Source organism: Streptomyces sp. A18 (assembly GCF_059026065.1).
The window spans coordinates 190869-211958 of sequence record NZ_JBWLKL010000011.1 but is presented as its reverse complement, the minus strand read 5'-3'; the positions used below and the strand labels follow the sequence as shown (position 1 = coordinate 211958).

General features: G+C 71.1%; 21 protein-coding genes. 8 read left to right on the top strand and 13 right to left on the bottom strand.

Annotation, left to right across the window (positions count from 1 at the left end; genetic code table 11):
• The first annotated feature begins 10 nt into the window (after positions 1–10).
• Complete coding sequence (locus AC5P1C_RS20350; protein ID WP_493867279.1) at positions 11–1060, top strand: LLM class F420-dependent oxidoreductase; 1050 nt, start codon at positions 11–13, stop codon at positions 1058–1060.
• A gap of 225 nt (positions 1061–1285) precedes the next feature.
• The gene (locus tag AC5P1C_RS20345) at positions 1286–2074 is read left to right on the top strand and encodes a ferritin-like domain-containing protein (RefSeq protein ID WP_493867297.1); all 789 of its coding nucleotides are present in this window, start codon (positions 1286–1288) and stop codon (positions 2072–2074) included.
• Between the two features lie 13 nt (positions 2075–2087).
• Here the strand turns inward: AC5P1C_RS20345 and corA are convergent, their stop codons facing one another.
• A complete protein-coding gene (corA, locus tag AC5P1C_RS20340; protein WP_493867296.1) occupies positions 2088–3086 on the bottom strand; it encodes a magnesium/cobalt transporter CorA in 999 nt (332 codons plus the stop codon).
• Positions 3087–3148: 62 nt separating this feature from the next.
• Between corA and AC5P1C_RS20335 the strand changes: the two genes are divergently transcribed.
• The 5 genes from AC5P1C_RS20335 (at position 3149) to AC5P1C_RS20315 (ending at position 9900) form a co-directional block, all read left to right on the top strand.
• Positions 3149–3835, top strand: a complete 687-nt coding sequence (locus AC5P1C_RS20335; protein ID WP_493867278.1) for a histidine phosphatase family protein — start codon at positions 3149–3151, stop codon at positions 3833–3835.
• A gap of 81 nt (positions 3836–3916) precedes the next feature.
• Positions 3917–4507 carry a DUF3090 domain-containing protein gene (locus AC5P1C_RS20330; RefSeq protein ID WP_493867277.1) on the top strand — a complete coding sequence of 197 codons (591 nt, stop codon included), beginning with the start codon at positions 3917–3919 and terminating at the stop codon, positions 4505–4507.
• Positions 4471–5310 (top strand): SCO1664 family protein, encoded by an 840-nt coding sequence (locus AC5P1C_RS20325; protein WP_493867276.1) that lies wholly within the window; start codon positions 4471–4473, stop codon positions 5308–5310. The genes AC5P1C_RS20330 and AC5P1C_RS20325 overlap by 37 nt, the downstream gene beginning before the upstream one ends.
• A gap of 202 nt (positions 5311–5512) precedes the next feature.
• Positions 5513–6742 carry a cysteine--1-D-myo-inosityl 2-amino-2-deoxy-alpha-D-glucopyranoside ligase gene (mshC, locus tag AC5P1C_RS20320; RefSeq protein WP_493867275.1) on the top strand — a complete coding sequence of 410 codons (1230 nt, stop codon included), beginning with the start codon at positions 5513–5515 and terminating at the stop codon, positions 6740–6742.
• A gap of 92 nt (positions 6743–6834) precedes the next feature.
• Positions 6835–9900 (top strand): NPCBM/NEW2 domain-containing protein, encoded by a 3066-nt coding sequence (locus AC5P1C_RS20315; protein WP_493867274.1) that lies wholly within the window; start codon positions 6835–6837, stop codon positions 9898–9900.
• Between the two features lie 74 nt (positions 9901–9974).
• Here the strand turns inward: AC5P1C_RS20315 and AC5P1C_RS20310 are convergent, their stop codons facing one another.
• Both AC5P1C_RS20310 and AC5P1C_RS20305 read right to left on the bottom strand, forming a co-directional pair.
• Positions 9975–11012, bottom strand: a complete 1038-nt coding sequence (locus tag AC5P1C_RS20310) for a PAC2 family protein (protein ID WP_493867273.1) — start codon at positions 11010–11012, stop codon at positions 9975–9977.
• Positions 11013–11152: 140 nt separating this feature from the next.
• Entirely contained in the window at positions 11153–11824 is a 672-nt protein-coding gene (locus AC5P1C_RS20305) for a FadR/GntR family transcriptional regulator (RefSeq protein ID WP_135332691.1), read from the bottom strand.
• A gap of 167 nt (positions 11825–11991) precedes the next feature.
• Here AC5P1C_RS20305 and AC5P1C_RS20300 point away from each other — a divergent pair, with 167 nt between their 5' ends.
• Positions 11992–12534: a MarR family winged helix-turn-helix transcriptional regulator gene (locus AC5P1C_RS20300; protein ID WP_493867272.1), complete on the top strand. Its 543-nt coding sequence runs from the start codon at positions 11992–11994 to the stop codon at positions 12532–12534.
• A 12-nt stretch (positions 12535–12546) separates the two neighbouring features.
• Here the strand turns inward: AC5P1C_RS20300 and AC5P1C_RS20295 are convergent, their stop codons facing one another.
• The 10 genes from AC5P1C_RS20295 to AC5P1C_RS20250 form a co-directional block, all read right to left on the bottom strand.
• Complete coding sequence (locus AC5P1C_RS20295; protein ID WP_493867271.1) at positions 12547–13566, bottom strand: Rieske 2Fe-2S domain-containing protein; 1020 nt, start codon at positions 13564–13566, stop codon at positions 12547–12549.
• 5 nt (positions 13567–13571) lie between these two features.
• Positions 13572–13796 (bottom strand): recombinase-like helix-turn-helix domain-containing protein, encoded by a 225-nt coding sequence (locus AC5P1C_RS20290; RefSeq protein WP_493867270.1) that lies wholly within the window; start codon positions 13794–13796, stop codon positions 13572–13574.
• Between the two features lie 19 nt (positions 13797–13815).
• On the bottom strand, positions 13816–14751 hold the full coding sequence (locus tag AC5P1C_RS20285) for a PDR/VanB family oxidoreductase (RefSeq protein WP_493867269.1): 936 nt from the start codon (positions 14749–14751) through the stop codon (positions 13816–13818).
• Positions 14752–14763: 12 nt separating this feature from the next.
• Positions 14764–16398 carry a thiamine pyrophosphate-binding protein gene (locus AC5P1C_RS20280; RefSeq protein ID WP_493867268.1) on the bottom strand — a complete coding sequence of 545 codons (1635 nt, stop codon included), beginning with the start codon at positions 16396–16398 and terminating at the stop codon, positions 14764–14766.
• Between the two features lie 11 nt (positions 16399–16409).
• The gene (locus AC5P1C_RS20275) at positions 16410–17195 is read right to left on the bottom strand and encodes an SDR family oxidoreductase (protein WP_493867267.1); all 786 of its coding nucleotides are present in this window, start codon (positions 17193–17195) and stop codon (positions 16410–16412) included.
• 82 nt (positions 17196–17277) lie between these two features.
• Positions 17278–18027 carry an SDR family oxidoreductase gene (locus AC5P1C_RS20270; RefSeq protein ID WP_493867295.1) on the bottom strand — a complete coding sequence of 250 codons (750 nt, stop codon included), beginning with the start codon at positions 18025–18027 and terminating at the stop codon, positions 17278–17280.
• 1 nt (position 18028) lies between these two features.
• The gene (locus tag AC5P1C_RS20265; protein ID WP_493867266.1) at positions 18029–18550 is read right to left on the bottom strand and encodes a cupin domain-containing protein; all 522 of its coding nucleotides are present in this window, start codon (positions 18548–18550) and stop codon (positions 18029–18031) included.
• A gap of 11 nt (positions 18551–18561) precedes the next feature.
• Complete coding sequence (locus AC5P1C_RS20260) at positions 18562–19344, bottom strand: alpha/beta fold hydrolase (protein ID WP_493867265.1); 783 nt, start codon at positions 19342–19344, stop codon at positions 18562–18564.
• The gene (locus tag AC5P1C_RS20255) at positions 19341–20138 is read right to left on the bottom strand and encodes an aspartate dehydrogenase domain-containing protein (RefSeq protein ID WP_493867264.1); all 798 of its coding nucleotides are present in this window, start codon (positions 20136–20138) and stop codon (positions 19341–19343) included. The genes AC5P1C_RS20260 and AC5P1C_RS20255 overlap by 4 nt, the downstream gene beginning before the upstream one ends.
• Positions 20135–21073 (bottom strand): VOC family protein, encoded by a 939-nt coding sequence (locus tag AC5P1C_RS20250; RefSeq protein ID WP_493867263.1) that lies wholly within the window; start codon positions 21071–21073, stop codon positions 20135–20137. Before AC5P1C_RS20250 ends, AC5P1C_RS20255 begins: the two co-directional genes overlap by 4 nt.
• Positions 21074–21090: the final 17 nt, after the last annotated feature.

The window sequence follows — 21090 nt, the reverse complement described above, 5'->3', positions numbered from 1 at the left end:
GGATTCGGCCATGCAGCTCGGGATCAACCTCGGCTACTGGGGCGCGGGGATGGACGCGGACAACCTCGCCGTCGCCAAGGAGGCCGACAAGCTCGGTTACGCGGTCTGCTGGGCCGCCGAGGCCTACGGCTCGGACGCCGCGACGGTGCTCTCCTGGGTGGCCGCGCAGACCGAGCGCATCGACATCGGATCCGCGATCTTCCAGATCCCGGCCCGGCAGCCCGCGATGACCGCCATGACGGCCGCCACGCTCGACTCGCTCTCCGGCGGCCGCTTCCGCCTGGGCCTGGGCGTCTCCGGGCCGCAGGTCTCCGAGGGCTGGTACGGCGTCAAGTTCGACAAGCCGCTGGCCCGCACCCGCGAGTACGTCGAGATCGTCCGCAAGGCGATGACGCGCGAGCGCCTGTCGTACGAGGGCGAGCACTGGACCCTGCCGCTGCCGGAAGGACCGGGCAAGCCCATCAAGCTCACCGTCCACCCGCAGCGCGAGCACATCCCGCTGTACGTCGCCGCGATCGGCCCCAAGAACCTGGAGCAGACCGGCGAGATCGCCGACGGCGCCCTGCTGATCTTCCCCTCGGCCGAGCACCTGGAGGAGACCGCGATCCGCCACCTGCGCGTGGGGCGCGAGAAGGCGGGCAAGACGATGGACGGCTTCGACGTCGTCCCGACGGTGCCGCTCGCGGTGGGCGACGACGTCAGCGGCCTCGCGGACATGTTCCGCCCGTACACCGCCCTCTACGTGGGCGGCATGGGCAGCCGCAAGCAGAACTTCTACAACCAGCTCGCCCAGCGCATGGGCTACGAGAAGGAAGCCGCCGAGATCCAGGACAAGTACCTGTCCGGCGACAAGGAGGGCGCGGCGGCCGCCGTACCGCGCGAGCTGATCGACTCGACCACGCTGCTCGGCTCCGTGGACCGCATCGCCGAGCGGATGCAGGCCTACGCGGCGGCCGGGGTCACCACGCTCACGCTGGCGCCCGCCGGCTTCACGCTCGACGAGCGGATCGCGGCCCTGCGCGCGGGCACGCAGGCGCTGGAGCGCGCTGGACTGGCGTAACCCGGAGGGAGAAGTTCTGCGGCCGTGGTGGGGGCTCGGGGGGTCTTCCCCGCCACGGCCGTCACGCAGCACAACGCGCCGGACGGCCCCTCGGTTACGGGCCCGTCCGGGGTGAGCCGTCCTTCGTTCGGCGGAGGTGTCGGTGAGAGCTGTTGCCACACCCGCGTCACCGCATTTGACTTGTTCTTTGCGGAGGTTCGCGCGGAGGGCATGGAGGTGCCACTGATGCTGTCGGCCAGGAGTGTCTTCGAGGAGATCCTCGACAACGACGAGTCGTTCCAGCTCTTCTGCTCCATCGCTGCCAGCGGGGAGTCGCAGGGCGGCTGGGAGAACGGGCGCATCGCGGCGCTGCTCCCCGAGAGCTATCGCCCCCTCGGCCCCAAGGTCGCCCGGCACGGCGCCGACGAGGACAAGCACGGACGGATCTTCAACGCCCTTCTGAAGAGGCGCGGCCTCGAACCCGTCCCCGTCCCGCCCGAGACCGACTACACCTTGCTCCTGGAGCGGAAGGGCATCGGCCTCGCCCACGACAAGCTGCGCCGTGAAGAGCCGCTGACCGAGCGGGACGTCGTCGTGTACCTCGCGCACAGCCGCGTCACCGAACAGCGCGCCGCCGACCAGATGGACATGCTCGTCACGTACTTCGGCGACCACCCCGAAGTCGGCAAGGCCATCAGGATGATCTGCCACGACGAGGACAACCACCTGGCGTACTGCCACGAGGAGTTGCTGCGCCTGGCGGCCGCGGGACACGGGCGGACGATCCTGGACACCCTGCACGAGTGCGCCCGTGCCGAGACGCGCGTGTACCGGGACGTCAGCCTCGCCGTGATGGGCCACATGGCACGCATCCTGAACTGGTCGAAGCCCAAGTCCGCGGCGCTCGCCGCGGGAGTCAACGGCATGTACGCGTACGAACGGTTCGGCGGCTGGCGGCGGATGGTGTCCCTGAAGATGCCCGAGCGCCGCGACGCCCTCGGCGGGCCCGCCACGTCGGCGGCGGAACTCGCCTGACCCCGCCCGCCCGCTAGAGCCAGCCGCGGCGTTTGAACAGCCGGTACAGGAAGACCTCGAGCGCCACCATCAGGAGGATCACGGCGGGGTAGGCCCAGACCCAGCGCAGCTCGGGCATGTGGTCGAAGTTCATGCCGTAGATGCCCGCGATCATCGTGGGGACCGCGGCCATGGCGGCCCACGCCGAGATCTTCCGCATGTCGTCGTTCTGGCGCACGCTCATCTGCGCCAGGTGCGCGGAGAGGATGTCGGACACCAGGCGGTCGAGGCTGTCCACCCAGTCGTTCACCCGCGTCAGATGGTCGCTGACGTCCCGGAAGAACGGCTGCGCCGTGTCCATCACGAAGGGCACGGCGGGTGCGAAAGGGCCCGCTCCGGAGAGGCGCATCATGGGCATCGCCAGCGGCCCCGTGGCCCGGCGGAACTCGACGATCTGCCGCTTGAACCGGTAGATCCGCGATGCCGTGTTGCGGCTGCCGCCGCTGTCGGGCGAGAAGACCTCCGCCTCCAGCTCCTCCAGGTCGGTCTGCAGCTCGCCCGCGACGTCCAGATAGTGGTCGACCGTGGCGTCGGCGACCGCGTACAGGACGGACGTCGGGCCGTGCTTGAGCATCTCCGGCTCCGCCTCCATGCGATGGCGTACGGCACCGAGAGGCGAGCCCTCGCCGTGCCGCACCGTCACCACGAAGGCGTCGCCGATGAAGACCATGACCTCGCCCGAGGAGACCGCGTCGCTGTCCACCTCGTACGCGACCGGCTTCAGGACCACGAACAGCGAGTCGTCGAACACCTCCAGCTTGGGCCGCTGATGCGCCTTCAACGCGTCCTCCACCGCCAGCGGATGCAGCCCGAACTCCCTGCTGACCTCGTCGAACTCCGCTTCCGTCGGTTCATAGAGGCCCACCCAGATGAAGGCGTCCCCCGCGCCGCGCGCCTGGCCGAGGGCGTCCGAGAAGTCCGCCGCGCACTCCGTCCGGCGCCCGTCCTTGTACATCGCGCAGTCCACGATCACGGAGCGCATTCTTCCCAACCTCCGCTCGGGGCGCACCCCCGCGTCGGCTTAGGCTGGCCCGCATGCCCACGCTGATCCTCGTCCGGCACGGACGATCCACCGCCAACACCGCGGGTCTGCTCGCCGGGTGGACCCCCGGCGTGGCCCTGGACGAGCGCGGCGCCGCACAGGCCGCGGCGCTCCCCGGACGCCTCGCGGACCTGCCGCTCGCCGAAGTCGTCACGAGCCCGCTCCAGCGCTGCCAGGAGACCGTAGCGCCCCTGCTCGCCGCCCGGCCGGACCTGCGGTCGCACACCGACGACCGAATCGGGGAGTGCCACTACGGCGACTGGTCGGGCCGCAAGCTGGCCGAGCTGTCCGACGAGCCGCTCATGGAGGTCGTACAGCAGCACCCGTCGGCGGCCGCCTTCCCGGGCGGTGAGTCCATGCGCGCCATGCAGACGCGGGCGGCCGAGGCGGTACGCGAGTGGAACGCGCGCGTGGAGCGCGATCACGGCCCCGACGCCGTGTACCTGATGTGCTCGCACGGCGACATCATCAAATCCCTTGTCGCGGACGCCATCGGACTCCACCTCGACCTCTTCCAGCGCATCTCCGTGGAGCCCTGTTCCGTCACCGCCATCCGCTTCACGCGCCTGCGGCCCTTCCTCGTACGCCTGGGGGACACCGGCGACTTCGGGTCGCTCGCGCCCCGCGCGGAGCCCTCGGGCAGCGACGCGGCGGTGGGTGGCGATGCGGGAGCACCGTGATCGTCGCCCGCAGTAGGGTGCAGTGGTCGCGTCGAACAAGCGCAATTGATCCATCGCAGTCGATCCCAATGGAGACAGGACGTGTCGCGTCAGGTGTTCCTCTACGACCCGCCGGAACGCTTCGTGGCCGGGACGGTCGGGCTCCCCGGCCGGCGTACCTTCTTCCTCCAGGCCTCCGCCGGAGTCCGGGTGACCAGTGTCGCCCTGGAGAAGGCCCAGGTGGCGGCGCTCGCCGAACGGATGGAAGAGCTGCTCGACGAGGTCGTGCGCCGCACCGGCGGCAATGCTCCCGTGCCCGCCGTCGCGCCCACCGAGGTCAGTGACAGCGCACCCCTGGACTCGCCCGTCGAGGAGGAGTTCCGCGTCGGCACGATGGCGCTCGCCTGGGACGGCGACGAGGAGCGGATGATCGTCGAGGCGCAGGCGCTGGTCGAGCTGGACGCCGAGTCCGACGAGGATCTCGCGGAAGCCGAGGAAAGGCTTCTGCAGGACGAGGAGAACGGGCCGCCGATGCTGCGCGTCCGGCTCACCGGTGCGCAGGCGCGCGCGTTCGCCAAGCGCGCACTCGACGTCGTGAACGCGGGGCGCCCGCCGTGCCCGCTGTGCAGCCTCCCGCTCGATCCGGAAGGACATGTATGCCCGCGGCAGAACGGATACCGGCGGGGCGCGTGAGTCCGGCCTCCGGCGCCGATGCCATGGATCTGCTCGCCCGGGGCGAGCTGACGGTCCGGGGACGGATCCGTGAAGCCTCGAACGCGGTCCTCTACTGCACCGTCTCGTACGAGGGGCGGGAAGCCGCCTGTGCCTACAAGCCGGTCGCCGGGGAGCGCCCCCTGTGGGATTTCCCCGACGGGACGCTCGCGCAGCGGGAGATGGCCGCGTACGAGGTCTCCGAGGCGACGGGGTGGGGCCTTGTCCCGCCGACCGTGCTGCGGGACGGCCCGCACGGTGAGGGCATGTGCCAGCTGTGGATCGAGGGCTCGCAGGAGGAGGGGCCCGAGCTGCTCGCCCTCGTCGAGGGGGATGAGCCGTCGGAGGGCTGGAAGGCGATCGGCTTCGCCGAGGTGGGGGAGGGTCGGACGGCCCTTCTCGTGCACGCGGATGATGTGCGGTTGCGGCGGCTCGCGGTGCTTGACGCCGTGATCAACAACGCGGACCGCAAGGGCGGACACCTGCTGACCGACGGGGGCCGTCTGTACGGGATCGACCACGGGGTCACGTTCAACGCCGAGGACAAGCTGCGGACGCTGCTGTGGGGGTGGGCGGGGGAGCCGCTCTCCGCCGAGGCGGTGGAGGCGCTCGAGTCCCTGCGGGACGGGCTGGGCGGCGGGGCGCCGCTGGCCCTGCGGCTGGGGAAGCTGATCACCGGGGCTGAGGTGGACGCGCTGCGCGCGCGGGTCGCTGCGCTGCTGGCTTCCGGTCAGCACCCCGTGCCCAGCGGTGAGTGGCCCGCCATTCCGTGGCCGCCGGTCTAGACGCCGCCCCGCGGCTTCGGCGTGGTGCCCACCCGTTCCGCCCCTGCGGAGCCCCGCCGTGGGGCCATCGGGTGGGAGGGCGGGAAAGATCCGCCGCGCAGCGGCGGTTTTGTGGTCCCTGGGTGAAGGCGCCCCCGCCCGGTGAAGGCGCCCACGCCAGCCCCACTCGTATACGGACGCTCCGTCCGGTTAGGCTCATTGCATGCATGCCTGGCCCGCTTCTGAGGTCCCCGCCCTTCCTGGCAAGGGCCGCGACCTCCGGATCCACGACACCGCGACCGGTGGTCTCGTCACCCTTGACCCCGGTCCCGTCGCCCGTATCTATGTCTGCGGCATCACTCCGTATGACGCCACCCACATAGGTCACGCGGCGACCTACAACGCGTTCGACCTCGTGCAGCGCGTGTGGCTCGACACCAAGCGGCAGGTTCATTACGTCCAGAACGTGACCGACGTGGACGACCCGCTCCTGGAACGTGCCATCCGCGACGGCAAGGACTGGGTGGAGCTCGCCGAGGGCGAGACCGCCTTGTTCCGCGAGGACATGACCGCCCTGCGACTGCTCCCGCCGCAGCACTACATCGGAGCCGTCGAGGCGATACCCGGCATCGTGCCGCTCGTCGAGCGGCTCCGGGACATGGGCGCCGCCTATGAACTGGAGGGGGACGTCTACTTCTCCGTCGAGTCCGACCCGCACTTCGGTGAGGTGTCCGGCCTCGACGCCGCCGCGATGAAGCTGCTGTCCGCCGAGCGCGGTGGTGACCCGGAGCGGCCGGGCAAGAAGGACCCGCTCGACCCGATGCTGTGGATGGCCGCCCGCGAGGGCGAGCCGAGCTGGGACGGTGCCTCGCTCGGCCGTGGCCGCCCCGGCTGGCACATCGAGTGTGTGGCCATCGCCCTCGACCACCTGGGCATGGGCTTCGACGTGCAGGGCGGCGGCTCCGACCTCGCCTTCCCGCACCACGAGATGGGCGCGTCGCACGCCCAGGCCCTCACCGGCGAGTACCCCTTCGCCAAGGCGTACGTGCACGCCGGCATGGTCGCCCTGGACGGCGCGAAGATGTCCAAGTCCAAGGGCAACCTCGTCTTCGTGTCGAAGCTGCGGCGGGACGGGACCGACCCGGCCGCCATCCGCCTCGCGCTCCTTGCCCACCACTACCGCGCCGACTGGGAGTGGACCGACTCCGTCCTGACCGAGGCCGTGGAGCGGCTCGCCCGGTGGCGTGCCGCCGTCTCGCGTCCCGACGGGCCCGGTGCCGACGAGCTCGTCGAGGAGATCCGCGACGCCCTCGCGAACGACCTGGACGCTCCGGCGGCGCTCGCCGCCGTGGACCGCTGGGCCGCCCGCCAGGACGCCGAGGGAGGCACGGACGAGGGCGCCCCCGGCGTCGTATCGCGTGCCGTCGACGCGCTGCTCGGCGTGGCCCTCTAGTCACCGTCCACCGAATGGGCCGCTCCGGAAATCCAGGAGCGGCCCATCAAAGTCCATGGCCCCGGTGGCCGTTGAGGCGCTAGACCTCCGCCATGAGATCACCCAAGCGCCTCAGACGGGCGGCCGTCGCCGCCGCCCTGCTCGGCCTCCTCGCGGCGTTCGCCGGTCCCGGTGGCGGCGCCGCGCAGGCCGCCGACGATCCCGCGACCACGGTCGGGGACGTCACGGACTTCGCTGCCGCGGACGGATCCGTCTACCGGCTCACCGCGGGCAAGGCCGTGGCCCGCGTCAGCTTCGTGTCGACGGAGACGTTCCGGCTCGAACTCGCCCCCGACGGCGAGTTCACCGACCCGACCGGCAAGGACATCGTCCTGCCCCAGAGCGATCCGCCCCGGACCAAGTGGGCCGACAAGGGCGATCGTTACGAACTGAGCACCTCCAAGGTGACCCTGCGCGCCTACAAGTCGCCCCTGCGCTTCGCCCTGTACCGCGCCGACGGCACCCAGGTCTGGGCCGAGTCCAAGGGCCTGAGCTGGACCAAGGACGCCACCACGCAGAGCCTGGCCCGCGGCGCCGACGAGCAGTACTACGGCGCCGGGATGCAGAACGGGCGCGGCAACACCTCGCACCGCGGCAAGAAGGTCGAGGTGAGCGTCGACTACAACTGGGACGACGGCGGCCACCCCAACTCCGTGCCGTTCTACCTGTCTTCGGAGGGCTATGGCGTCTTCCGGAACACCTACGCGCCCAACACCTACGACTTCGCCGAGCCGGTGACGGCCACCGCCAAGGAACAGCGCTTCGACGCCTACTACTTCGCGGGCCGCGGCGGCGACGCGGCCAAGGACGTCATCGGGCAGTACACGAAGCTCACCGGAAAGCCTTTCCTGCCGCCCATCTACGGGTTGGAGATCGGTGACGCGGACTGCTACCTCCACAACGCCAATCAGGGCGAACGGCACACCCTTGACTCCCTGAAGGTCGCCGACGAGTACCTCAAGCACGACATGCCCAATGGCTGGATGCTGGTCAACGACGGCTACGGCTGCGGCTACGAAGACCTCGCGGAGACCGCCAAGGGCCTCCAGGACCGCGACATGCAGCTCGGCCTGTGGACCGAGGACGGCCTCGACAAGATCGCGGAGCAGGTCAAGGCGGGCCAGCGCGTCGCCAAGCTGGACGTCGCCTGGGTCGGCGACGGCTACAAGAAGGCGCTCGACGGCTGCAAGGACGCCTACAAGGGCATCGAGGACAACAGCGACGCCCGCGGCTTCACCTGGGCCCCCGAGAGCTGGTCGGGCGCCCAGCGCTGCGGAGTGCAGTGGTCCGGCGACCAGAGCGGCAGCTGGGAGTACATCCGCTGGCAGATCCCCACGTACGCGGGCGCGACCATGTCCGGCCTCGCCTACACGACCGGTGACGTGGACGGCATCTTCGGCGGCAGCCCCAAGACGTACGTACGTGATCTGCAGTGGAAGTCGTTCCTGCCGGTCACGATGACGATGGACGGCTGGGCCGCCACCGACAAGCAGCCCTTCCGCCACGGCGAGCCCTACACCTCCATCAACCGCAAGTACCTCAAGCTGCACGAAGCCCTGCTGCCCTACTTCTACTCGCACGGCCACGAGGCGACGAAGACCGGCGTCGGCGCCGTGCGTCCGCTGGCCCTCGAATACCCCGAGGACCCGAAGACCGCCACCGACGCCGCCAAGTACGAGTTCCTGGCGGGCGAGGACTTCCTCGTGGCGCCCGTCTACCAGGACACCACCGTCCGGGACGACATCTATCTCCCCAAGGGGACGTGGACCGACTACTGGAGCGGCCGCACGTACGAGGGGCCGACCACCGTCGACGGCTACAGCGCGCCCCTCGACACGCTGCCGCTCTTCGTCAAGGCCGGTGCCACCGTGCCGATGTGGCCCGGCGGCATCAGGTCCTACCAGGACCGCACCGCCGACTCGCCGCTGGCCTGGGACATCTACCCGCAGGGCAAGTCCTCCTTCGAGCTGTACGAGGACGACGGCGAGACCCGGCAGCACCGCGACGGCAAGTACGCCACCCAGCGCGCCGACGTCGAGGCGCCCCGCTCCGGCGCGGGCGACGTACAGGTGCGGATCGGCGCGAGCAAGGGGGAGTTCAGCGGCAAGCAGACCAAGCGGCCGTACGCGTTCACGCTGCACACCGCGGACGCGCCGAGCCGAGTGGAGCTGAGCGGCGACAAGCTGCCGCGGTTCACGTCGAAGACGGCGTACGAGAAGGCGGCGCAGGGCTGGTTCTACGACCGGGACGACCGGGGCGGCGTCGTCAAGGTGAAGACGGCCGCGTTGCGCACGGACCGTGCCTTCGAGCTCGAACTGGACGACACCAGCGCGGTCGGGGGCGCAGTGCCCGGCGCGAGTGCCGTGCTGAGCGTCCCCGCAGGGCAGGAGATCGGCGCGGGATCGGCGGGCAAGGTCGCCGTGGACGTCACGGCGGGGACGCGGGACGCCACGGGCGTCGACGTCACCCTGGACGTGCCGGAGGGCTGGACCGCGGGCACCGCCCACGCCGACCGCGTCACGGCGGGCACCACGCGCCGCGTCGAGGTCGCCGTCACGCCGCCCGAGGACGCCGAGCCCGGGGAGCAGCCGCTGACGGCGACGGCCCGCCACCGAGCGGCCGGCCAGGACCGCACCGCCACCCAGCGGATCGCGGTCGCCGTCATGCCTCCGGCGCCGACGGCCGACACCTGGGCGAGCGACATGGTGTGGCTGAAGTCCACCAACGGCTACGGACCCGCCGAACGCGACCGCAGCAACGGTGAGTCGGGCGCCGATGACGGCCGCACGCTGACCCTCGCCGGGAAGACGTACGAGAAGGGGATCGGATCGCACGCCGACTCCGCCATCGAGGTCTATACGGGCGGGCAGTGTTCGAAGTTCACCGCTGACGTGGGCATCGACGACGAGATCAACGGCTATGGAGAGGTGGCCTTCTCGGTCGAGGCCGACGGCAAGGTGCTGTGGACCTCGCCCGAGGTGACGGGTGCGTCGGCGACCGTGCCGGTGGACGTCGATGTTCGCGGGGCGCGGCACGTGGAGCTGAAGGTGAGTGACACGAACGGTTCCAAGAGCGGGGACCACGGGGACTGGGCAGCGGCGAAGTTCAGCTGCGCGTAGCCGGTCACCGGCACAGAGCGGCGCCGGGCGGGAAGTACTCCCAGTACTCCGCCCGGCGCTCGTTTCCGTGCTGGTCAGTCCTCGGAGGAATCAGACGGTCCGGATTCGCCGCTGTTCTCCTCGTCCGGGCCGGGCCCCGGCCCCGGCTCCGGGTCCGTGCGCGGCTGCGGCTGCGGCTTCGGCGGCCGGGTGCGGTCGCCGGGGCTGTCGCGCAGGTACGGGGCCTGGTCGCCGCCCTCCGTGGCGTGGCCGCCGGGCTGCGGCGGACCGCCGCCGTCGCGTCGCCGCAGATAGCGCTCGAACTCGCGGGCGATCGCCTCACCCGTGGCCTCGGGCAGTTCGGCCGTGTCGCGTGCCTCTTCGAGGGACTGGACGTACTCGGCGACCTCGCTGTCCTCGGCCGCCAGCTGGTCCACGCCCACCTGCCAGGCGCGCGCGTCCTCGGCGAGGTCGCCCAGCGGGATCCGCAGGCCGATGAGGTCTTCGAGGCGGTTCAGGAGAGCGAGGGTGGCCTTCGGGTTGGGCGGCTGCGAGACGTAGTGCGGGACGGCCGCCCACAGGCTCACCGCGGGGACGCCCGCGTGCGTGCACGCCTCCTGGAGGATGCCGACGATGCCCGTCGGGCCTTCGTACTTCGTCTCCTCCAGGTCCATCGTGCGGGCCAGGTCCGCGTCCGACGTGACGCCGCTGACCGGGACGGGCCGGGTGTGCGGGGTGTCGCCGAGCAGCGCGCCCAGGATCACCACGAGCTCCACGCCCAGCTCGTGGGCGAAGCCCAGGATCTCGTTGCAGAACGAGCGCCAGCGCATCGACGGCTCGATCCCGCGGACCAGCACGAGGTCGCGGGGCTTGTCGCCGCCCACGCGGATCACCGAGAGGCGGGTCGTCGGCCAGGTGACCTTGCGGACGCCGCCCTCCAGGAAGACCGTGGGGCGGTTGACCTGGAAGTCGTAGTAGTCCTCGGCGTCAAGCGCCGCGAAGACCTCGCCCTTCCACTCCTTGTCGAGATGCGCGACCGCGGTGGAGGCGGCGTCGCCGGCGTCGTTCCAGCCCTCGAACGCGGCCACCATGACCGGGTCGACCAGCTCGGGAACTCCCTCGAGCTCGATCACCCAGGCCTCCTTCCGATGTCCTTTACGTACGCCCCAACCTTACGGTGTCCAGCGGGGCCCTCCGCAGCCCCCTTGCGCGGGCTCCGGTGAACGGATCACTGCCCCGCGCGAGGCCCGCGCACTCCCCCGGCGGCCGTGCTTCACAGCGTCGAGCGCAGCCACTGCTCCACACTCGCGATGTGGACCGTCGCCCATGACCTGGCCGCCTCGGCGTCACGGTCGCGCAGTGCGGTGAGGATCGCGCGGTGCTCGTGCAGGGTGCGGCTTACGGCGTCCTCCTGGGTGAGGCCGCGCCAGACGCGGGCCCGGGTGGTGGGTCCGGAGAGGCCGTCCAGGAGCGAGCAGAGCACCGAGTTGCCGGACGACTGCACGATGCCGCGGTGGAACTCCAGGTCGCAGGCGACCAGTTCCTCCACCGAGGGCGCAGCGCCGAGGGCGTCCAACTGCGCTGTCAGGACGTCGAGTTCGGCCTCGGTGATGTGGACGCTCGCCATCGCCGTGGCGGCCGGTTCCAGGATGCGGCGCACCGCGAGGAACTCCAGGACCGTGTCGTCGCGGTGGAAGTCGACCACGAAGCTCAGGGCCTCGAGCAGGAGCTGCGGGTCCAGGCTCGTGACGTACGTGCCGTCGCCCTGCCGTACGTCGAGGATGCGGATCAGTGAGAGCGCGCGCACCGCCTCACGCAGCGAGTTGCGGGAAAGGCCCAGGTCGGCGGCGAGTTCACTCTCCTTGGGCAGGCGGTCGCCGGGGCGCAGCGCGCCGGAGACGATCATGCCCTTGATCTTTTCGATGGCTTCGTCGGTGACAGCCATGGGGACCTCGCCTCACAAGACAGAAGACATCCGATGTATCGGACGATTATGGCGTGTCCCTGGGCCGTTGCGCACGTGGGTCAGGCGAATACGTACTTCTCTCAGGGCTAAGATTTCCGTGACTGACCGAACTGACCGCGGTACGGGCGAGAGGGAGGCTACGGCACATGGCCGGGAAGAAGTCGGCGGGGGCCCAGCGGGACGCGGTCGCATCGATCATCGAGGACTGGGCGAGGGAACGGCCGGAGCTCGACACCTCGCCCCTCGAGGTCCTCGCGCGGCTGCACCGCACCTTCCTGCGCTACAACACCAGGCTCACCTCGGCGATCGAGCGGCACGGCCTGGCGGTCGCGGGCTTCGACGTACTGACGGCGCTGCGCAGGGCCGGGGCGCCCTACCGGCTCACGGCGGGCCAGCTCGCCGACTCCGGTCTGGTCTCGTCGGCCGGGGTGACGCTGCGCATCGACCGGCTGGAGAAGGACGGCCTGATCGTGCGTGAGCGCGACGCGGAGGACCGCCGCGTCGTCTACTCACGGCTCACCGATACGGGCCTCGCCAAGATCGACGAGGTGTTCGCCGAGCATCTCGACAACGAACGCCGGATGCTCGACGGACTCTCCCCGGCCGAGTGCCGCCAGCTGGCCCGTCTGATGTCCAAGCTGGAGCGGTCCATCACCGACTCCGACGAACCTCAGGAAGAGGAAGCCTGAGCCGCACGGCGTCTAAGAATCGGCGGCCTGAGCCTCCGCCTCCGCGCGGTACATCCTGCGCAGCCGGACCACGCCCAGGTCGTGCTGGTAGAGGTTCTCGCGCTGGTCGGCGTCGGCCGGCATCGCTTCCAGCATCACCCGGTCCTGTTCGAGGACCTGCCAGTGGCGCTCCTCGATGACGGTCTTGTAGAGGAAGCGCCAGGTGTCGCGCTGCCAGCCCTGGACGCGGCGGTAGCGCCAGAAGAAGACGCCGGTGCGGTTCTCGTCGACCGGGCAGACCATCCCGACGATCCCGAACGGGCCGCCGGGACCCGCCGACGGCGGGTAAGGAATGGTCAGGTCGACCCAGTCCACGCCCGTGCGGCACAGCTCGACCCAGTCGAAGTTGACGCCCCGCTGGTCGGTCTTCTCGAAGAAGTAGCCGCGGTCCGTCTCCCGGATGCGGAACTTGGCGGTGGTGTCGCCGTCGTACATCGTGTGCGACTCGTGGTGCAGGAAGGCGCCGTGCATCGGGTCCAGGAGGTTCTCCACCGCGAACCGCCAGGGGCCGTTCCACTCCGCGTAGCAGAGGATCGCGTCGACGTCGGGGTCGGTGAGCGGCTCGGGCAGCGTCAGTTCGGCGGGCTCCGGGTGTTCCTCGTCGCCGAAGTACGCGAGGATCGCGCCGCCGATCTCCCGCACGGGCAGCGACGTGACGAGCTTCTTGCCCTCCAGGTTGCAGCCGGGCAGACCCGGTACGGAGGAGACGGTGCCGTCGGTCTCGACCTCCACCCCGTGGTACCAGCAGGCCACCCGGTCACCGAGGTGTTTGCCCAGCGAGAGGGGCGCGCCGCGGTGCGGGCAGCGGTCGGCGAGCATGGAGAGAGCACCGTCCGAGCGGCGGAACAGCAACCACTGCTCGCCGAGCGCGGTGACTTTGCGCATGGCGCCGGGGGCGACGAAGTCCGAGGGGACGACGGGGTGCCACTGGTTGCGCAGACCGGTGGCGTAGATGTGGTCGGCGGAAGCGGTGAGGCCGGCAGAAAGGGTCATCGGGGTCACGCTCCCAGTCGGTTCATCTCGGCACGGAAGGACTCTTCGGTCCACTCGGCGCCGTCCGGCGCGTGGACCTGACGGCTGTTCAAACCTCGTACAACATCGGAGAGTCCATGTCCCTCCTTGGTGAAGACCTCTTCGAGGGTGGCGGCGAGCTTGTACTCGTAGGGGGTCGGCTCGTGCGTCCGGGACTGGTGGATGTCCAGGTACGGCCAGGTGGTGGTCACTGTTGCCTCCGGTGGGGAATTACAGGTCGAGGACGAGACGGCCGGACGCGCACCGCGAGACGCAGATCATCATCGAGGTGTTGGCGGCGTGCTCGGCCTCGCTGAGCAGGAAGTCGCGGTGGTCGGGTGTGCCGTCGAGCACGCGGGTCTCGCAGCTGCCGCAGATGCCTTCCTGGCAGGAGCTGTTGACGCTGAGCCCCGCGGCCTCGGCTGCCTGCAGGATGGACGTGTCGGCGCCGACGGAGAGGGTGCGACCGGACGTGCGGCACTCCACCTCGAACGCGGAGTCGTCCCCGGTCCGCTCCACGGCGGGCGCGGAGAACCGCTCCACGCGCAGCCGGTCCGCCGGGCAGACGGCCTCCACGGCGGCGAGCAGCGGCTCGGGCCCGCAGCAGTACACGAGCGTGCCGTCGGGCAGCCCGTCGAGTGCCGACGCGAGGTCGATGTGTCCGTGCTCGTCCTGCGGAACGACGGTCAAGTCACCGCCCAGAGAGGACAGTTCATCGGTGAACGCCATCGACCCGCGATTGCGCCCGCCGTACAGCATCCGCCAGTCGGCCCCGCGCCGTGCGGCATCGCGGGCCATGGCGAGGAGCGGGGTCACGCCGATGCCGCCGGCGATGAAGAGGTAGCCGGGTGCTTCCTCCAGCGTGAAGTGATTGCGCGGCTCGGACGCGGTGACCGTCTGGCCGGGCCGCAGCTTGGTGTGCACGTGCCGCGAACCGCCGCGCGAGGAAGCCTCGTTGAGGACCCCGATGCGGTACGCGGACACGTTCCGCGGGTCGCCGCACAGGCTGTACTGCCGTACGTGCCCACCGATGTGCAGGTCGAGGTGCGCGCCGGGGGTCCAGGCGGGCAGCGGCTTGCCGTCCGGGTGGGTGAGCTCGACGGAGAGGACTCCGTCCGCCTCCCAGGTCATGCGGCGTACCAGCAGCGTGAGTTCGCTCTCATCCATGGTGGGCCCTCCTCACTGGCCGGGGATCTTGACGGGCGGGGTGAACGGGTTCTTCATCGGCCCGAGGCGGGCCAGGTCGACCTCGACGAGGGTCGGCCCGTCCGAGGCGACGGCGTGGCTGATCACGGGGTGCGCGTGCTCCTCGGCGGCGATCCGGGCGTAGGCCAACCCGCAGGACCTGGCGAGGAGTTCGAAGTCGGGCGTGGCGAGGTCGACGCCCGAGCGGCGCTCGCTGTAGCGGTCCTGCATGTTGCGGAGCACGCCGTACCCGCCGTCGTTGAAGACGATCAGGGTCAGCCGTGGGCGTTCCTGGGCGAGCGTGAGGAGTTCCCCGAGGTGGACGGCGAGCCCGCCGTCCCCGGCCAGGACGACGGTGGGGGAGTCGGGCCGCGCGAGCGCCGCGCCGATGCCCATGCCAAGGCCCTGCCCGATGCCGCCGCCGCGCGGGAAGACGTTGTCGCGGGGGTCGTACATCTCCAGGAGCCGGTTGCCCCAGCTGCTGGACGGAATCGTCACGTCACGGGCGACGACCGCGCCGCGGGGCAGCGCGGCACGGATGGCGTCGCAGATCGCGGCCTGCGGGCCGATGCTGTCGTGCAGCGTGGCGCGGACGTCCGCACGGACGGCGGCGACGCGTCGCGTCCAGCCTTCCTCGGCCCGGCGCGCGTGCGGCAGGAGTGCCGAGAGGGCGTCGGGCGCATGACCGTGCAGGGCGTGCCGCGCCGGGTACACGCGGCCGAGGGCGGCGGCGTCGATGTCGACCTGGATGTGCGCTTCGGGGAGCGCGAGCCCGTAGTCGGCGGTCTCGTTGGACCGGAAGTGCGTTCCGACGGTCAGCAACAGGTCCGCGTCCGCGAGGAGGGCGCGTGCCGCAGGGGTGGTGGCGAAGTTGCCGATGACCTGCGGATGGTCCTCGGGCACGGAACCCCGCCCGGAGTTGGAGGTGAGCAGCCCCGCGCCGGTGACGCGAAGCAGCTCGGCCAGCTCGGCACGGGCGCGGGTGGCGCCGCCGCCGGCCCAGATGAGGGGGCGCTCGGCGGAGGCCAATAGCGCCTGGCCTGCGGCGAGTTCAGCCTCGTCGGGCGCAGGGAACTGCGCATCGGGGGCCTCGTGTGCGACGTCCGTCTGCGCCGCGTACTGCAGATCCACCGGCCACTCCACGCTCGCCGGGCCGCCGGGATCGGTCAGTGCCGCACGGGCCGCCTCGCGCAGGATCCGGCCCGCCGATTCGGTGGAGACCACCGTCGTGGCATGCTTCGACACCGCCCCGAGCATCCCGAGCTGGTCCTTGGTCTCGTGGATGAAGCCTCGGCCGCTGCCCAGGAACTCGCTCTCCACCTGGCCCGTGACGTGCAGGACGGACGTCCCCGAGCTCAGCGCCTCGACCAGCGAACCGGCCGCGTTGCCCGCGCCCGTGCCCGTCGAGGTGAGCGCGCAGCCCAGTGTGCCGCGGGCCCGGCCGTAGGCGTCCGCGGCGTTCACGGCGGTCGCCTCGTGGCGTACCGGCACGAAGCGCAGCTCCCGGTCGACCGCCTCGACCAGCGGCAGGTTGTGCACGCTGACGATCCCGAAGACCGTGTCGACGCCGAGTTCACGCAGGACGGCGACGAGGAGATCGCCTCCGGTGGCGTAGTGCAGGGGTGGCATGGTTGAGCTCCTCAGAGGATGCCGCGGCCGACGCCGCCGCAGACGTCGATGCTGGTGCCGGTGGTGTACGAGGCGCGGGGCGAGAGCAGCGCGACGATCGCGTACGCGACCTCCTCCGCGCGGCCGAGCCGCCCGAGCGCGATGCCGCGGTCCGCCGCGAGCTCCGCCTGCCAGTCCTCGTAGCTGAGGCCGGATTCGGCGGCAGCGTGGCGCCGGGTCCACTGGCCGGTGTCGATCAGGCCCAGGCAGACGGAGTTGACGCGGATGCCCTCAGGGGCGAGCTCCGTGGCCAGGGACTTGGAGAGGTTGAGGATGCCCGCTCGGGCCGCGCTCGTGGTGATGAGGCGGGGCTCGGGCTGCTTGGCGAGCACCGCGTTGACGTTGACGACGCTCGCCGCGTCCGACGCCGCCAGGTGCGGGCGTGCCGCGTGCAGGGGGTTGAGGACACCGGCGAACTTCAGCTCCAGCTCGTCGCGCCAGTCCTCGGCGGTCGACTCGTCAAGGCCCTTCATGCGGGACTGCCCCGCGTTGTTGACGAGCCCGTCGACCGAGCCGAAGGTGTCGGCCGCGCGCGCGGTGAACTCCCGTACGGCGTCCGCGTCGCGTACGTCGCACACGCCCGTGAGGAGGCGGTCGCCGCCGCCGAGTCCGGCCGCCGCCTTCGCGAGGCGGTCGGCGTCACGCCCGCAGGTCGCCACGCGCGCGCCCTCGTCGAGCAGGGCGCGGACCGTGGCCAGGCCGACGCCCGAGCTGCCGCCGGTGACCAGGACGGTCCGGTCGGAGAGGCCCAGATCCATAAGTGATAGCTCCTGTGCGTCAGTTCGTTCAGCCGGTTCAACCGGTTCAACCGGTTCAGCCGGTTCAGCCGGTTCAGCTGGATCAGTTCATGGTGAAACCGCCGTTGACGGCGATCACCTGTCCGGTCAGATAGCGGGACTCCTCGGAGAGGAGGAAGGACACGAGCCCGACGAGGTCGTCCGGCTGCTGCGGGCGGGAGATCGCCCGGTTGCCCCGGTAGAGCGCGTGCCGCTCGGCAGGCACCGTCTCGGTGGCCTCGACCTCGGTGAGACCGGGTGCGACCGCGTTCACGGTGATCCCCTTGTCGCCCAGCTCGCGCGCCATCGCCCGGGTCAGCGCGATGACCGCGCCCTTGGAGGCGATGTAGTGGGCCAGGCGCGGCGAACCGTAAAGGGCCGCGTCCGATGCGATGTTGACGATCCGTCCGGGGGAGCGGAAGAGCGGGTGCAGGGCCTTGGCGACCAGCCACGGGCTGCGGGCGTTGACCGCCATCAAGCGGTCCCACACCTCGACGTCGATGTCCTGGAACTCCTTGCCGCCGACGCCGTTGGCGAGCGCGGCATTGTTGACCAGGCCGTACAGAGGACCCAAGTCGCTCACGAAGGCGGCTAGTTCATCCACCGAAGCCGGGTCCGCCACATCGCACCGTACGAAGTGCGCGTCGAGGCCCTCCGCACGCAGCTCGGCGACGGCCTCACCGCCCCGCACCGCGTCCACCTCGGCGACGACGACCCGGAAGCCGTCCTCGCCGGCCCGGCGGGCCATGGCCAGTCCCAGGCCACGGCCCGCGCCGGTGATGACGACGGTGCGGTCGTCCGTCAGGGGGGACACCTCAGTCACGGGTGACGCCGTGCATCGGCGAGTGCTCGGGGTACGTCGGCACCTGCGGCTTCTGCGTGCCGATGACGACGCAGAAGAGCGCGTCGGTGTCGCCCTCGTTCTTCAGGGAGCGCGCCACGCCCGCAGGGACGACGATCATGTCCCGGTAGCCGAGGGTGCGGTACTCGACCTCGTCGGCGCCCCGGTGGATGCCCACCTTGACCTGACCCTCCAGGACGAAGAAGGCCTCCTCGACGTCGTGATGGGTGTGCTCGGGGCCCTCGGCGCCGGGCGGGAGCAGCATGTTGGAGAAGGTGAAGCCGCCGGACGGCAGGATGCGGCTGTCGTTCTCGTGGTTGCCGGTCGCGCCGGAGCCGACGTAGCGGATCTGCCCGCGGCGGTACTGCGGGCCCGCCTTCTCCTGGAAGGACAGCGTGCTGAAGTCCGCGACGCGGGACTCCTTGGTGGCGATCAGCGAGTCGGTGTACTTGCTGAGGTCGCCGCCGTTGTCGTACTCAGTGGTGGTCAGAGGCATGAGGAAGGCTCCTACTCAGGGATGTGGGCGGTGATGCGGAGGTGGGAGAGGACCCAGGCGTCGAAGGCCTCGGGCTGCTCCTGATTGGCCAGGTGACCGGCGTCCTTGACGATCACGTAGGCGGATCTGTGGAGGTCGCCGGCGATGGCCTGTGAGGCCTCGACGCCGGTGACCCGGTCCTGGTCGCCGCAGAGGACGAGGGCGGGGGCGGCGATGCCGGGGATCTCGGGGCGCAGATCGGCGCCGGCCATGGACTCGGCGGCGTACGCGTATCCGGGCAGGCGCACGGACACTGCCATGGTGTCGACGACCCGCCGGACCAGCCGAGGGGGCGCGTCCGGCGAGACGAGCCGGGGCCCGCGCCGCTCGGCGAACGCCCGCGGTCCCAGTTCCGCGAGCTCGGTGGCCCGCTGTCGCATCGCGTCGGCCTTGGCGGGGTCGGTGCCGGAACCGGGGCTGGAGTCCGCGACGATCAGCGAATCGACGAGCCCGGGGTGCCGGGCCGCGAGCCGCAGCGCGATCACCCCGCCCCACGAGACACCGAGTACATGGGCGCTCGCGCCGCGCTCCCGGATGAGGTCGGCTGCCGCGTCCGCGAAGCCGTCCAGGTCCAACGGCCCTTCCGGGTCGGCGGACTTGGCGTACCCGGGAGCGTCCCAGGCCACGACCCTCACGTACGCGGACAGCCCGGCGAGCTGCGGTGCGAACGCGGCGGACGAGGAGCCGATGCCGTGCAGGCACAGCAGCAGCGGCCCCGCGGAGCCCGCTTCCTCGACATGTACGGCGGCCGTCACAGGATCTGCCCCGACCGCCCCGCGAGCGCCGCGAGGCTGCGCAGGACCGCGTACGGCACGACCTGGCTGGTCGCCGGGTTGCCCGGGTCCGGCAGGTGCGCGACCTCGAAGCGGTACGAGCCGTGTGCGCCGGACGCCTCAACGACGTGCCGCGTGTGGTGGGCGCCGGGGTCGGCGACGACCTGGACCCGCACAGCGTCCAGGTCGCCGACGGCCAGGGCGACCGAGGCCGCGACGTTCGTCGACTTGGGGAACTTCACCGGGACGTCGCGCGCGGTCCCGGACATGACCTCGACGGGCCCGGTCGCCGTCCGCATCCGGGACAGCAACTCTTCGCTCATCCAAGGCTGTTCGAGCGTGGACGGCAGCTTGGTGGTGGTGAGCCGCACGTCGTCGAGCGGGCCGAGTGACCGCACGGCCTGGAGCAGATCGAGCCCGCCGACCGCACCGCCGGTGAAGTACACGCGGCCGGGACCGGCGGAGAGGAGCCGTTTGGACAGCTCCTCGTCGGTGAGCGCGCCGGTCGAGGCGATCAGCAGATCGGTCCCGGAGGCGAGGACGCGCTCGCCCCATTCCCGTACGACGCCTTGGCCCGCCGCCTCGACGATGAGATCGCAGCGTTCCATGGCCTCGTCGAAGGAGACCTGCGGGGCGGGCGCGCTCTCGCCGAGCGGGCGGTTGTCGACCAGGCACGTCAACTCGGCGCCGGTGACGCGCTGTTCGGCGAGCGCGGTACCGACGACACGGCCGATCGCGCCCCACCCGACGATGCCGACCTTGCGTACGCGCGTCATGCCTGAACCTCCAGGTTCTCATCGACGGAAAGCGGGCCGGGGTCGGGTGACCCCGCCATGTGGCAGCGGATCTCCTTCGACGGCGGCCCGGCCGTACCCCACAGGTCGGACAGCTCGGGCACCCGCCGCCAGACGCGGGCGATCCACGCGTCCTCGACGATCTGCGCGACCTCGGAGGTGTACTCGCAGACGAGCCCGGAGGGGTCGGTGAAGTAGGAGAAGGTGTTGTTGCCGGGGCCGTGCCGCCCCGGGCCCCACTGCGGGTCGATGCCGTGGTGCCTGAGCCGGCCGAGGCCCCGCATGAAGTGGTCGACCGAACTCATCTCGTACGCCACGTGGTTGAGTGAGGCCCACTCGGCCTGGTTGAAGGCGATGCAGTGGTGGTCGGCGTTGCAGCGCAGGAACGCCATCTGGTGCTCGGACCAGTCGGAGACGCGCAGGCCGAGGACGTCGCGGTAGAAGGCGACAGAGGCATCGATGTCGGCCGTGTTGAGCACCGCGTGCGTGACGCCGACCGGCACGGCGCCGTCCCGGCCGCGCGGCGCGACCGTGTGGACCTCCGCGCTGATCTCGATCAGGCGGTGCTCGGGGTCGGTGAAGCGCAGGCCGTAGCCGCCGCCGACCTGGTCGAGCGGGCCGGGCCCGGCGACCGGTGTGATGCCGCGCGCGAGCAGCCTGCGAGCGGCCTCGTCGACCTCGGCGGGCGTGCCCACGGCGAAGGAGATCCTGCCGAGGCCCGTGCGGTCGGCGCGGGTGAGCTGAAGAGCATGGTGCTCGGCGCCGGTGCCGCGCAGCCAGGCGGCCGTGCCGCGCTCGGCCTCGACGGTCTCCAGGCCCCAGACCTCCTGGTAGAAGTCGGCGGCCTCGGTGAAGGCGGGGGTGAGCAGCTCGACGGAGCGCAGGGCGCGGAGGCGGGCGATGGGAGGTTGGGACATGTCCTGCTCCAGAGGTG